Consider the following 13462-nt stretch of genomic DNA (forward strand, 5'->3'; position numbering starts at 1 on the left):
TGGCCGCGAAGTAGAAGGACGAAACGATGAGTCAGATCCACCACGAATGCGAACTGGAACGCTATATCGTCGAGCAGCTTGCAGGGGCCGGCTGGCTGGTGGGTAAATCAGCTGACTATGATCAAGGACGGGCGCTAATCCCTGAGGACGTGGTGGGCTGGCTGGAGGACAGTCAGCCAGTGGCCATGGCCAAGATCGTTGCCCTCAATGGTGTTGGCGCGCGTGATGTGGTACTGGACCGGTTGGTCAAGCAGCTGGAGAACAAGGTCGATGGTGGCGCGGTGAATGTGCTGCGGTACGGCTTTGCCGTGGCCGGTGGCGGCACGCTGGCTATGAGCCAGGCGCTGCCCGAAGACGCGCGCAACGACACGGTGATCGCCCGTTACGCTGCGAACCGTCTGCGCGTAGTGCCGCAGTTGCGTTACTCGTTGGACAAGGCCGACGAGATCGATCTGGCCTTCTTCATCAATGGTATTCCAGTGGCCACGGTGGAGTTGAAGACCGACTTCACCCAGTCAGTTGACGCCGCCATGCAGCAGTACTGCATGGACCGCCGACCTGAGCGCAAGAGCGGTGGCCTGGAGCCCCTGCTCACCTTCAAGCGTGGTGCGGTGGTGCATTTCGCCATGAGCGATAGCGACATACGCATGACCACCAAACTGTCCGGAGATTCGACCTTCTTCCTGCCGTTCAACCGGGGCAATGATGGCGCCGCCGGCAACCCGCCGGGCGACAACGGTAGTTACCCGGTGAGCTACTTCTGGGAGCGGGTGCTGCAGAAGGACAACTGGCTGCACATTTTCCACCGCTTCGTGCTGCAGGAGCGTAAGGAAGCCCAGGACGTCAACGGCAAAACCTACTTCAAGGAAGGCCTAATCTTCCCGCGCTTCCATCAGTGGGAAGGTGTGACCAGGATGATCGATGCGGTGCGGGTAGAAGGGGCAGGGCAACCGTATCTGATCCAGCACAGCGCCGGCTCGGGCAAGACCAATACCATCGCGTGGACCGCGCATTCGCTGATTCGTGTGCGCCGCCCAGACGGTGAGCCGTATTTCCACAGCGTGATCGTGGTGACAGACCGCCAGGTGCTTGACCAGCAGTTGCAGGATGCCATTCAGCAGATCGAGCACCAGGCCGGCGTGGTGTGCGCCATTGACCGCCAACAGTCGAACCTGCCCAAGAGCCAGCAGTTGGCCAAGGCCATGCTCGATGGTGTACCGATTATCGTCTGTACTCTGCAAACGTTCCCTTATGCGCAGAAGGCCATCCTCGGCGAGCAGAGCCTGCGCAATCGCCGTTTCGCCATCATCATTGACGAGGCGCACAGCTCCACCGGGGGCAGCACGGCGGATGACCTACGTTATGTACTGACCGGGCAGAGCGAGGCAGAGTGGGAAAAACTCTCCAAGGCGGAGCGGTTGTCCGTGTGGCAGAGCTCGCGCTCGCGCCCCGGCAATGCCAGCTACTTCGCCTTCACCGCCACGCCCAAACATTCGACGCTGAGCCTGTTCGGCCGTCCGCGCAATCCGGCGCAACCGGTTGGCACTGAAAACCCGCCCGCACCGTTCCATCTCTACACCATGCAGCAGGCCATCGACGAAGGCTTCATCCTCGATGTGCTGAAGAACTACACCAGCTACGAGGTGGCGTTCAAAATCGGCAGCGAGATGGTCGATGACAAGCGAGTGGACGAGAAGAGCGCCGGGCGCAAGCTGGCCAAGTGGCTGTCGCTCAACCCAGTGAATGTGGGGCAGAAGGTCGAACTGATCGTTGAACACTTCCGCAAAAACGTGGCGCACCTGCTCGGCGGCCAGGCCAAGGCCATGGTGGTGACCAGCTCGCGTGCTGCAGCGGTGAAGTACCACTTGGCGCTGGAGGACTACTGCAAACGCAAGGGCTATGACAACGTGCTGGCGATGGTGGCCTTTTCAGGTGAAGTGCCTAATACGGATGTGGATGAGCCCAGCTTGCCCAAGGATCATCAGTTCAGTGAGACCAACCTGAACCCCGGTCTGCATGGCCGCGATATGCGCAAGGTGTTCGACACGCCGGACTACCGGGTGATGATCGTCGCCAACAAGTACCAGACCGGCTTCGACCAGCCCAAGCTGTTGGCCATGTATCTGGACAAAAAAATATCCGGTGTGGAGGCCGTGCAGACCCTCTCTCGCTTGAATCGCACCTTCCCCGGCAAGGACAAGACGTTCGTCATCGACTTCGCTAATAAGGCCGACGAGATACTGGTGTCGTTCAAGACCTTCTATCGTGATGCCCAGGTGGCGGACATCCAGGATCCGAACATCGTTTATGACATCAAACAGCGCCTGGATGGTATGTTCATCTATGAGCAGGTTGATGTGCATGCCTTTGGTGATGCCATCGTCGATCCGAAGGTGACGCACCAGAAGCTGTTCTCGCTTACACAGTCAGCCACTGACCGCTTCAACGGAAAGTTGAAGACGCTCAATGATGCTATCGAACAGTGGGAAAAAGCCTGGGAGAAGTCCCATGACGAGGGCAGCGACAAGGACATGGAGTACGCCGATGTACAGCGTTCGGAGTATTGCAAGGCACGCGACGAGCTGATGATCTTCAGCGAGAGCCTGACCAAGTTCGTGCGTAGCTACGAGTATATCGCTCAGTTGATCGACTTCGGCGACCCCAGCCTGGAGGCTTTTGCCAGCTATGCACGCCTGCTGCGTAAACGGCTCAAGGGTATCTCCGCTGAACAGGTTGATCTGGGTGACCTTAAACTCAGCCACTACAAGATCAAGAAGGGCAGCAACCTCAGTGGTGTAACGGTGCAGGCTGAAACACCTGGTCTGTACGGTATGACCGACAACGGCCTACGTGACGGCCGTGACCGAGAGAAGAAATACCTCGCCGAGCTGATCGAGAAACTCAACAATTCCTTCGGCAAGGACATCACCGACACCGACCAGGTGGCCTTCGCGGTGCACGTTTCCGAGACGCTGCGCGCTGACAGCGTGGTGATGGCCCAGGTGCAAAACAACACTATGGAACAGACCATGAAGGCGGACCTGCCTTCAAAAGCCATCTCTGCCATCGCTGCCGCCATGAGCAGCCACACTAGCATGGCGACTAAGCTGCTCAGCGATGAGTCGACGCGCGAGATGTTCCTGACAGTGGTGTACGAGCTGTTGAAGAAGGATTCTGGTGCGGAGCTCTTTGGCCTAGCGAGGCCGAGTGAGTAGAGCTTGGTTAGCCCTCCACATTGAGGCGGGGGCTGCTCTGAAAGCTTTTGTCGTCGATTCGTTGGACTCCTCGCTGGGTTTCGTAGGGTCACTTCATCACGTAAAGCTTGTCCCTTCACGCTGACCTACCGCGCAAAAAAATGCAGAATGTGACAGTACTGTGTTGACGGGCCGCGTTCATTCCCTTGGCATGAGTTCCAAGTCGGCTGCAGTATGATTGCATTCTGCGCCTGAGACGGATCGAACTGACCATTGGTAGACACGCAAGGAGATTGAATGAAACGAAAACGATTGAAATTAGCGCCCCCGACGTATTTTTCCCTTGTGGTCTACCTTGCCCTCAGCCCCAATATCGAGGTCGGCTTCAATCGGTCGTGGCAGGTACATGCCGATGGCAGTGAAACTAGATATTTGCAAGTTGAAGTAAAAAAATCTGAACCTGGGAAGTTAATAAATGGTGGCGAAAAAAATACTCTCTCATATCGCTGATGTCTCATTAGGTCAGACTTTCCGGGAGCGAGCGGAGACAGACAGTCCTGAAAGCGGCATTAGGTTGATTCAGATAAAGGACATTCGGGAGGGAGAGTTGAATGATATAGACTCCCTTCCTTTTGCTGATATCGAGCCATCTAAACTGAAGGTTAAACTCCAGGCCGGAGATTTGCTGTTACCACTGAGAGGTACGCGAACTGAAGCCATGATGTTTAACGGGGTGAGCGATAATGTCACTACAACAAACCAAGTCGCCATAATTCGCCCAAGGCAGGGTGGAGGGGTGAAGTTAGAGTATCTTCATTGGTTTTTTAATTCGGCTAAAGGTAATGTTTTACTTGAGTCCATACGAACCTCTGCAAGCATACCAAATATAAGCGTTAAGAACTTGATTGAGATATCCGTGCCAGTCCCAAGCCTGGAAAAGCAAGAGCGAATTATTGATATTTATCATAATTGGTGTGCGCAGAGGATTACGTTGCGCGAGTTGATTGCTAATGGAGAGAGTATGGTGGCAAGTGCTGCTCACGAAATGCTGGATGGAGACTGATTGTAATGAGTATTTCATTTGTTGGTTTGAAGTCGTTTGTGCTGGAAAGCATAGAGCGTATGCGCGTTAGAGGAGCGGGTCTGGATGCAGTAAAGGTTCTGTTGCTCCTTATGGTCTGCAAAAAAAAATTTGATCTACTCGAGGCAGAACGGAGTATCCAAGCGAGAGAAGGCTGTATTAAAGGCTTAAGTCTCGATGAATTTTGCGATGTGCAATCATTGGAATATATTGTTGCGCAGATAGTTGAGGGTGAGTCTAATTCATTTTTCTCAGGCGCAATAAAAAGTATCTGGGGTGAAATAAAGTCTGTCCTAAATTCCAATGTGTCGGAAAGGAGTGAGTTGGTTCAGCTTTGGGATGCTTTTAGATGTTTTTATTTTGATGGGCTTGATCACGAAGAAGAATTGGGCAAGCTTTTTGAGTGGTTTTTGGTAGAGCTGGCTGAGCGGAATTCTAATAAGGGTGGCTATTTATTTACACCTGACGGGATAGTTAGTTTGATGGTCCGGCTCCTCGAGCCTAAAAGTGGAGAAAAATTATATGACCCGGTTTGTGGCTCCGGAGAGTTTTTGATAAAAGCTATCAATAAGGTTAAGGAGTCATCGGAAAGGGATTGGTTGCATGTTTTAGGGCGGGAAAGGTCAGCTGAGACAGCTTTTATAGCAATGGCAAATGCTTATGTCCACGGAATAAGTGTGGATAGTATAGAGGTTTGCGATGCGCTAGCCTATATGAATTATGGTGAGGCGATTTCCGGACAATTTGATCTGGCTCTTGCAAATCCACCTTTCTCACTTCGTCACTGGGATGGCCCAAGGTCGTCTGAATTTCTACATTATGGGACGCCTCCTCAAGCTAATGCGGATTTTGCATTTATCCAAAATGTCCTTTTCAGTTTGAATGAGAACGGTCGAGCAGCGATGGTTGTGCCGATGGGGGTTTTATTCAGAGGGGGGGGGAGAAAGAAATTAGGAAGAGGATGCTGTTAGAGAATAACGTGGATGCCGTTATTTCAATTCCGCCAATGTCATTTTATGGTACTGCCACACCGGCGAACATTTTGATAATGAGGAAGTCTTCAGTCTTTAGAGATGTTCTTTTCATTGATGGGTCAAGTTTTTTCTCCAGAAGTCGGCGACTTAATCGTTTGGGCGAGGATGCGATAGATAAAATTCTAAGTTTATATGTGGGTAGAAAGACTGTTGATGGTCTTGCTTGTTGTGTTCCGCTTAAGGAACTGGAGGGTGGTGACTGGAATCTGACTGTTTCTAGATATGTAGTCCCTCCCGTCACAGAAGGAGTTGAATCTGTAGCTTCTCTATTGAAGAGGCAAGATAAGCTGCATTTTGAGTTGAGTGTGCTGCAGCAGGAGATGAGGGTGCTTTTGAATAAAGATAATGTTGGTTAAGTTATAAGGTTTTTTGGTGGGAGGGTTGATTGCGCAACTTTGTTTGTTCTGTTTGTTTTTAGTGGGTTGAGGTTTTATAGGTATTAATTTCTAATGAATTAGCTTGTGGTGGTTAGCGCTCGGCCTCGCTTAAGTAATTCGTGGCTGTAGGGCTGGTTTTACTAATTTTGAGGAATAGACTCGTATAGGGCTGGTGCTTAAATGTAGCGGGCCCCTTAATTCTTTTCCAGATTAATAAGGCCGTAAGTCGATAATAGTACCGGCTGGCCTCAGAATGGCCTTTTAGGTACTGATTGAAAAACCAGCGAAAATGCTTGAACTGCCAGGTCCACGGATTATCACGGTGCCAGCGTCTTTTAATCGCCGCTTGTATTACTTGAGCCTGGCGTAGGTGCCGTTGCTGGGTTGATTTCGAGCCAGTCAGTACGCCTAGTAGGAACAGTGTCATGTCAAATGGCCTGCTCATCTTCGTCCGCCAATGTAAGTCGAAACCACATCAATACGGATATGCCCGAGTTCTAGACTGAGTTGTTGGCGTGACTGCCAATCAAGCTTGCGATTGATTTGATAGCATTGGCCGCCATATACTGGGGCTGCGTGGCCAGTGAGATGAGAGTAGCGTTCGCAGGCGTATGCCGCGCGCAGTTCATGAAAACCTTTTAGCCCGTGCATATGCATTATTTCGCGGGCGGGGAGCACCGTTCGTTGCAAGAATGCCACGTAGCTTTCGGTTCGCTCCAGTAGGTTACGGCTGCCCGCGGGCGAGACCTCACACGCCAGCTGGAGCGCTGCTTGCACCTCTTCATTGGCAATGATCCAACGCGGTGCTGATATCCCTGAGCGGCCGCCTTTTGTACCGTCCTGAATATTAATGCGGCCCAAACGCACTGCTTCGCGGTGCAAGCGTGGCAAGTCCGCGAGGATTGCTTCGCGTAGGCGCATACCGGTTGTTCGGGCCAACATGACGATAGCTGCCACTCGCTCGTGTCGTTCTTCGCAAAGCGCCTCAACCACTCTGCGTACCTGGGAATTATCTAGGCCATCCGGTGCACGGGTGCGTATTGTGGAACGCTGCTGGCCCAACGCCTGACTCGGATTGATGATTCTCACGTTCTGATCACCGCGCAGCGCAGCGAGGGTGCGGTTAACGCTGCTCAGGCGGTTTTGCGCGGTAGCGATGCACAGATTGCCCTGCTGGATCTGCTGACGCAGGTATGCGACCTAGTCTTGGAGCGTCTGTCGATCAATCTGGCGCGCATCGTTGTAACCGGGGCCGCCCTCTGACCAGCACCAGCGCACGAAGGATTGCCAGCGATCGCTATGCGCTTTGACTGTGGCGAAGTGGCCACCGCCAAACAGATCTTCCAGTGCCTGCCGACCGGCGTAACTCAGTTGGCGACCGTAGCCAAAGTTGCGACCGTCACGCCGACCGACCAGCGCCATTGTCTTCACCTTGATCATTGGTTTGTAGGAGCGCCAGCAGGGCTTTCCAGTGGGGGCCGATGGTGTCCAACTGTCCCCAGTGTGCTGGGCGGATGAGGAGGGCATTTTCGCTGCGTTGCAGCAAAGCCCCTTCTTCTTGCAACTGCTCGATAAGCCGAGCGAGGTCGGTTGACTCAGATGTTGGAGCGGCGACAGCGGCGACACTGGCGACAACCCCCGCCGCATCTGGATTGGCACGTGGCGACAAAGTGGTGGCAGTGGCGGCGACACACCGTAACTCGGTCGGCGAGCGATGTTGCGCTCGATATCGGCGCACGGCGTCATTGAGGCGGAACATGGCGCACCTCGAATTTGTCCCCGTCATTGTCCAGCCAGTTATGGGCAACTAGTTGCAGCAATAACTCGAAGGTGTGCCGCGTGCTTTTACGGGCAAAGCGGGGGCCGTTGCGCGTAAGGTCGCGCAGGCGAAACGGTGGCCAGTTCTTCTTTATCAACCAGCGCAGCAGGCAATCAGCCTCTGCGCGAAGCTTGTTCAGAGGCTCCTGTTCAGTCAGGCGTTGGTTCTCGGCCAGGTAGTAATCCATCAGCGTGGAGGCGCGCTGAATGTGCATGTCTTCCAATACAGTCGATTCTTCAACCACCGCCATCACACCAGCCATGCGTAGTACGTTCGTGGCGGCTTTGCTCGCTGCAGCTTGGACGTTGACCAGCTCGCCGAACGATCGTGTCCCAGGAAGTGGTGTAACTAAACCAATCGAAGGCGCCCTGCGGGCGAAAGAGGTTGGTCATCGTGGTTTTTGGCTAACGTTGAGTTTGCGGACTTAACCTTCACCAGAGAAACCACGATGACCAAGCCCACTATCGCATTGACCGAGTTGGTTGAGAAAGGGGCAGATGCTGATCTGCTCAAGCAAATGATCCAGTTCGTTGCCCAGCGCATGATGGAGTTCGACGTCGAAGGCCTGTGCGGCGCCGGCTTCGATGTCAAAAGCCCAGACCGGACGAACAGCCGCAACGGCTACCGTGATCGCCTCTGGCAAACCCGCGCTGGCGATGTCGACCTAAAGATCCCGAAACTGCGTCAGGGTAGCTATTTCCCCGGCTTTCTAGAGCCACGCCGTACTGCCGAGAAGGCTATGGCGGCGGTGATCCAGGAGGCCTATATCCAGGGTGTTTCAACGCGTTCAGTGGACGAGCTGGTCAAAGCCATGGGCATGACCGGCATCTCCAAGAGCCAGGTGTCACGGCTGGCTGGCGAGATTGATGAGCGGGTCCACGCCTTCCTTGATCGCCCACTTGAAGGCGACTGGCCCTATCTCTGGATCGATGCTACTTACGTCAAGGTGCGGGAGGCCGGGCGCATCGTCTCGGTCGCCGTCATAATCGCCGTGGCCGTGAACACCGATGGTGGCCGCGAAGTCCTGGGCATGCGGGTTGGCCCTTCGGAAGCCGAGCCGTTCTGGACAGACTTCCTGCGAAGCCTTATGCGGCGTGGCCTGCGTGGCGTAAAGCTGGTCATCTCTGACGCCCACGAAGGGCTCAAGGCCGCTGTTTCCAAGGTCTTCAACGCGACTTGGCAGCGTTGCCGCGTGCACTTCATGCGCAACGCCATGGCCCATGTCGGCAAGGGGCAACGCACCATGGTGGCGGCGCTCCTGCGTACGGTTTTCGCCCAAGACAGCCGTACCGAATGCCATCAGCAGTGGCGCCTGGTCGCCGATCAACTGCGCGAAAAGTACCCCAAGATCGCAACGCTCATGGACGGCTGCGAGGATGAAGTGCTGGCGCACATGGCGTTTCCCAAGGCGCACCGGCAGCAGTTGCACAGCACCAATCCACTGGAGCGGCTCAATGCCGAGATCAAGCGCCGCACCGATGTCGTGGGTATCTTTCCCAACGATCCGGCGATCACACGGCTGGTAGGCGCGATGCTGTTGGAGCAGAACGACGAGTGGTGCCTGCAACGGCGTTATATGCAGTTGGAGGCCTTTGAGGCAGTCAGCGATAATCCACAGGCCAAGCTGTCGGCCGTGATCAACTAAACGGCAAGCTCTGTGGCCAGAACCGCGATGAGTTACACCACTTCCTGGGACACGATCCGCCGAACTCCCCGGACTCGCATTCAATGGTGTCGTGAATGGCAATCCATGCTTCACGGGCGTGGGGGCTTAACTCTAGGGTTGCAGGGTTGAGGCCGCCGTCTTTATGGCGTGACCAAGGCTTCTGCATGAGCGCGGCAATGCGCTGCTGGTACAGTTGCACCTTTGGATCTCGGGTCAGGTCGATGGCTTTGTACAGCCGTTGTCCAACCAGACGCTCGGGCCAACTGATCAGGCAGCGCCCCAGGATGCCCTGGTCTTTGATATCTGCGTCCTGAAGCAAGCGGTCGGCCAGGCGGGGTTGCAGCATCAAGTGCATGCTGAGACGGCGGTCATAGGCACGCAGACTTTCCCCTGCCATCGCGCGCGACCGATCAATCGGGCTGCCGTCCCACAGCGTCGACAAGTGAGTGATGGCCTTGATCATGTTGTCCTTGCTCATGGTGCTGCTGCCCAAAAACTGGCCGCCTTCATCGCTGAACAGACCCATGCTGGGCAAGCCGTGGCACAGGCTTTTGACTAGGCCCTCTATGGTCGGCTCAGCAGTGAGCAGTCTCGGTTGGACGGGTTCGGGTTGGGCGTCCAGCGCTAGCTGTGCTGACTTTTTCGAGGTCGGTGACTTCGCGGTGAGGCTCATTGCAGCTCGGTGCGCCTTGAGCTGTTCGCCATAGGCGATCCACTGCTGTCTTTCCCAGTCCCGTACGGCCTGCAGCGCAACATGGTCCACCGCGCTTTTGCGATCACCCGAGCAAGCCACCGTCAGCAAGTACAGCGACAACGGATAGATTCGGCCGTCGAGGTGAACATTGGCGTGCGCCTGGCTCGCCAAAGCTGCCGTGGCCAGAACGGATTGCGCGGCCATGGCGCAGGGCACGCCGATCACATCGGCCATGCGTTCCACGGCAGGCCCCAATAGATCGCCCAGCGCCGCGACCGGGTAGGGTAGGGGCGCTATCTGCTGTTCCAACAAGGGGCGTGGCGGCCCTTGTACTTCGCGCAGTTGCATAGCCTTCCTCCATAAATTACCGATCTCTCCCTCACGTCATCCCGCCAAGAATGCTGAGTGTTATCAGGGATCAAGGCCCCTGCGACCTGTGAGGGTGTCCACTGACGCGGGACTGGCGGCTCCTTACGTCCGGGAGCAAGGGCATCTCATGATCTGGCCTCCTGAGCACCGTTGCCGGTGGGCGGGTGGAGGCTGCATTGGCTGACGAGACCAGTGCCGCGAGATCCTGAGCCAGGTGCAAGCAGCACTGCGATGACCGGGGCATGCCTGACTGTCAGTCAGGTGCAGTCCATTCCCTGGCCTGCGGCACCATCATCTACAGCGCTGTTGCTGGTGACATCGGTGTTTGTCACGCCGATTGTCACGAGGGGAATTGCCGCAAAGCCCTGTGCGATGAGGGCTGCAGCAGGGTTAGAAGCGCCCGTCTCTTTCCAGGAGAAAGAGACGGGCGCAGGTTGGCGCAAGATTCGGCCAAGCGGATAGGTTGCTGCAGGGCAGCGAGGTACGGTGTAGCTGGCGCACGAGGGCCAAGAGATTAGAGGGCATCCTGTAGTGGTCAACTGATCCCGGACACTGAATTGAGTTTTTCCTCTGCGACCGCAGGCGGTAGCCCTTCGTTGAATTGATGCGGTCGCCGCCAGTTGTACCGCTCCATCAAAAACCGACTGATATCTTGCTGTGCCAGCACAGCGCTCATGTAGCCCACCGGCGGTATCCATTCAGTCTTCAGGCTGCGAAATAGCCGCTCCATCGGCGCGTTGTCGTGGCAGTTGCCGCGCCGACTCATGCTCTGCGTGAAGCGGTATCTCCATAGTCTCTGGCGGAAACTCCGGCTCCCGTATTGGCTGCCCTGGTCGCTGTGAAACAGCACATTCTGAGGCCGGCCACGCTGCTCATAGGCCATATCCAATGCCTTGATCACCAGGTCGGCATCAGGCTTGGCTGAGAACGCCCAACCTACAACACGCCGTGCACAAAGGTCGATGACAGCCGCCAGATAGTGCCATTGGCCTTCAGCCCAGACGTACGTAATGTCACCGCACCAGACCTTGTTCGGGGATGCCACGCTGAACCCGCGATCAAGCACGTTCGGGATATCAGGCCGCTCCACGGTAGCCTTTTTGTAGGCATGGGAGCCCGGCTGTTTGCTGATCAAGTTCAGCTCATGCATCAACCTACGTACTTTGAATCGCCCGATCTGCATACCGTCCTCTTTCATCATCAGCATGATGCTCCGGCTGCCCGCAGCGCTTCGGCTTTGCGTAAACAACTCGTTCACGCGGCTACGCAAGACTACTCGTTCGGGATCCGGATACCGACGTTTCCGGCAGTACGCGTAGTAGCAAGATCGGGTGACATCAAATACCGAGCACAACAGATCAACAGGCTCTTGAGCCCGCAGTTGATCGATTAACGCGAACGCTCGTGTTCCTCGGCCATCAAGAGCGCGGTGGCCTTTTTTAAGATCGATTTTTCCCGTTCTAGCCGATTGATACGGGCTTCGAGTTCCTGGATTTTTTGCTGCTCTGGCGTCAGAGCCTTGCTGCTGGGAGTAACACCGCCACGTTCTTGCTGAAGCTGGCTCACCCATCGACGAAGCGCCGATTCGACCAATCCGAGCGAACGGGCGGCTTCGATATGGCTGTAGCCTTGGTCGAGCACCAGGCACGCAGCCTCGCGTTTGAACTCAGGGGTAAAGGTACGACGTTGCTTGGTCATCAGACACCTCTCTATGACGAGCATTCTCGCCTAAATGGGTGTCCGGTTTCATTAGACCACTACATCCATCACCGGGGAGGTGACCGTGCGAGCTGCCGGATACGAATCGCCCTCGGGGAGAACCACCGCGGGAGCGGCGTGACCTTTAAGGTTCGGCTCTGACGAGCCCGAAGAGCACCTATCAAAGTCTCTCCCATTCATGCTTCACTACCGCCCACCATAGCGCTCAAGGAATGCTCCGTGCCCATCAAAACCGACGTTTGGACCGTTGGCTCTGCACCAAAAAAGCTCTACCAAAGCAAATTGCCCAGTGAGCAGCTTTTAGAGGAAATGATCGTCAACTCGCCGAGCATTCTGTCCGAAGAATGGATGCTCATAGGACGGCAAGAACTTACAGATGCGGGTGGGCGCATCGACCTGCTAGCTGTCGCCCCTGACGGCAGCCTTGTGTTGATTGAGCTCAAACGAGACCGTACGCCTCGCGAGGTGGTTGCTCAAACACTTGATTACGCCGCCTGGGTTGATGGCCTGACGGAAAGCGATATCGCTGCGATTTATCAACGTTTCCGTCCAGGGCAAAGCCTCTCTGTCGACTTCCAAACACGTTTCGGCCGTGTGCTGGATGACGATGAGCTGAATGCCAGCCATCAGTTGATAATCGTCGCCACAGAGTTGGATGCGAGTAGCGAGCGGATCGTGCAATACCTGAGCAAGCGCGACATTCCGATCAACGTGCTCTGCTTCCAGGTCTTTCAGGCAGGCGAGCAGCAATTGCTAAGTAGGTCCTGGTTGCTCGATCCAGTGCAGACCCAAGTGAATGCCGCGTCTGCCAGCCAAGGCCTGAGTGAGCCTTGGAATGGCGAGTTTTACTGCTCATTTGGAGACTCGGTTTCACGCTCATGGGCCGATGCCGTCGAGTTCGGGTTCATATCCGGCGGTGGAGGTTCCTGGTACAGCAAGACGCTCCAGCTGTTGTCCGCGGAGGATCGTGTGTGGATCAATATTCCCCAGCAAGGTTATGTGGGGGTTGGTCGCGTGCTTGGCCCTGCGGTCGCAGCAAACGAATTCAGGGTGATGAAGGATGGCGAGGAGCGGCCGGTAATGGAAGTCGCGGTCCGCGCGAGCTATCACGCCCAATTCATTGATGACCCTGAGCACTGCGAATATTTCGTTCCGGTTCAGTGGCTACAAACCGTTCCGATTAGCCAGGCGGTTCGTGAGATTGGGATGTTCGGGAATCAGAATACGGTTTGTCGGCCCAAGACGCCGAAATGGAGAGCAACCATCGAGCGATTGAAGGAGCGCTTCCCTCATTTCGATGATATAGCCGCTAGTGCGGTTCAGTAGTGCCGGCCGAGCTCTGGGGTTGATTCGAGGTTGCGCATCATCCAGGGGCGCTTTAACCAGCTCACGCTTGGGAAAAGTCCTAGGACGTTTCCCACAACCTCTGCGATAATCGCCTTACAGCTTCAAAAGAATTGCGAAATGTTTCTATAGTTCGCGTTCTTGATTCCCGCTTGCACTGACTTT

General features: G+C 55.4%; 8 protein-coding genes and 4 pseudogenes. 6 read left to right on the forward strand and 6 right to left on the reverse strand.

Translation table 11 applies throughout. The annotated features are described in order from the left end of the window. Positions 1-26: 26 nt before the first annotated feature. From HWQ56_RS03625 to HWQ56_RS28985, 4 genes and pseudogenes are all read left to right on the forward strand, one after another. Positions 27-3215, forward strand: a complete 3189-nt coding sequence (locus HWQ56_RS03625) for a type I restriction endonuclease subunit R (protein WP_176569808.1) — start codon at positions 27-29, stop codon at positions 3213-3215. Positions 3216-3491: 276 nt separating this feature from the next. Then, the gene (locus HWQ56_RS03630) at positions 3492-3704 is read left to right on the forward strand and encodes a hypothetical protein (RefSeq protein ID WP_176569809.1); all 213 of its coding nucleotides are present in this window, start codon (positions 3492-3494) and stop codon (positions 3702-3704) included. A gap of 97 nt (positions 3705-3801) precedes the next feature. After that, positions 3802-4257: a restriction endonuclease subunit S gene (locus HWQ56_RS03635; RefSeq protein WP_209008698.1), complete on the forward strand. Its 456-nt coding sequence runs from the start codon at positions 3802-3804 to the stop codon at positions 4255-4257. Between the two features lie 110 nt (positions 4258-4367). After that, a pseudogene (locus HWQ56_RS28985) lies at positions 4368-5665 on the forward strand (N-6 DNA methylase). Positions 5666-5777: 112 nt separating this feature from the next. Here HWQ56_RS28985 and HWQ56_RS28990 read toward each other — a convergent pair. The 4 genes and pseudogenes from HWQ56_RS28990 to HWQ56_RS03660 form a co-directional block, all read right to left on the reverse strand. Next, positions 5778-6131: a hypothetical protein gene (locus tag HWQ56_RS28990; RefSeq protein WP_245217814.1), complete on the reverse strand. Its 354-nt coding sequence runs from the start codon at positions 6129-6131 to the stop codon at positions 5778-5780. Further along, a pseudogene (locus tag HWQ56_RS03650) lies at positions 6128-7108 on the reverse strand (integrase domain-containing protein). Before HWQ56_RS03650 ends, HWQ56_RS28990 begins: the two are co-directional and overlap by 4 nt. Beyond that, complete coding sequence (locus tag HWQ56_RS03655) at positions 7086-7445, reverse strand: hypothetical protein (RefSeq protein WP_176569812.1); 360 nt, start codon at positions 7443-7445, stop codon at positions 7086-7088. Before HWQ56_RS03655 ends, HWQ56_RS03650 begins: the two are co-directional and overlap by 23 nt. Next, positions 7429-7827, reverse strand: a pseudogene (locus HWQ56_RS03660) (DUF3987 domain-containing protein); the annotation flags it as partial. The gene HWQ56_RS03655 and the pseudogene HWQ56_RS03660, both read right to left, overlap by 17 nt. Before the next feature lie 126 nt (positions 7828-7953). Here HWQ56_RS03660 and HWQ56_RS03665 point away from each other — a divergent pair. Then, on the forward strand, positions 7954-9150 hold the full coding sequence (locus HWQ56_RS03665) for an IS256 family transposase (protein WP_060501916.1): 1197 nt from the start codon (positions 7954-7956) through the stop codon (positions 9148-9150). Positions 9151-9208: 58 nt separating this feature from the next. Here the strand turns inward: HWQ56_RS03665 and HWQ56_RS03670 are convergent. Next, a pseudogene (locus HWQ56_RS03670) lies at positions 9209-10213 on the reverse strand (DUF3987 domain-containing protein); the annotation flags it as partial. A gap of 556 nt (positions 10214-10769) precedes the next feature. After that, positions 10770-11932, reverse strand: a protein-coding gene (locus HWQ56_RS03675) for an IS3 family transposase (RefSeq protein ID WP_176569813.1) whose coding sequence is annotated in 2 segments (ribosomal slippage) — positions 10770-11680 and positions 11680-11932 — 1164 coding nt in all. Because the reading frame shifts where the segments join, the coding sequence is not laid out codon by codon here. Between the two features lie 240 nt (positions 11933-12172). Between HWQ56_RS03675 and HWQ56_RS03680 the strand changes: the two genes are divergently transcribed. After that, positions 12173-13279: an endonuclease NucS domain-containing protein gene (locus HWQ56_RS03680; protein WP_176569814.1), complete on the forward strand. Its 1107-nt coding sequence runs from the start codon at positions 12173-12175 to the stop codon at positions 13277-13279. The last annotated feature ends 183 nt before the right edge of the window (positions 13280-13462 follow it).

Origin of the sequence: Pseudomonas eucalypticola (assembly GCF_013374995.1) — a bacterium.
GTDB lineage: Bacteria > Pseudomonadota > Gammaproteobacteria > Pseudomonadales > Pseudomonadaceae > Aquipseudomonas > Aquipseudomonas eucalypticola.

Coding starts and splice junctions, on each gene's coding strand:
- HWQ56_RS03625 (WP_176569808.1), top strand. CDS start 27: ATGAGTCAGATCCACCACGAATGCGAACTGGAACGCTATATCGTCGAG.
- HWQ56_RS03630 (WP_176569809.1), top strand. CDS start 3,492: ATGAAACGAAAACGATTGAAATTAGCGCCCCCGACGTATTTTTCCCTT.
- HWQ56_RS28990 (WP_245217814.1), bottom strand. CDS start 6,131: ATGAGCAGGCCATTTGACATGACACTGTTCCTACTAGGCGTACTGACT.
- HWQ56_RS03655 (WP_176569812.1), bottom strand. CDS start 7,445: ATGTTCCGCCTCAATGACGCCGTGCGCCGATATCGAGCGCAACATCGC.
- HWQ56_RS03665 (WP_060501916.1), top strand. CDS start 7,954: ATGACCAAGCCCACTATCGCATTGACCGAGTTGGTTGAGAAAGGGGCA.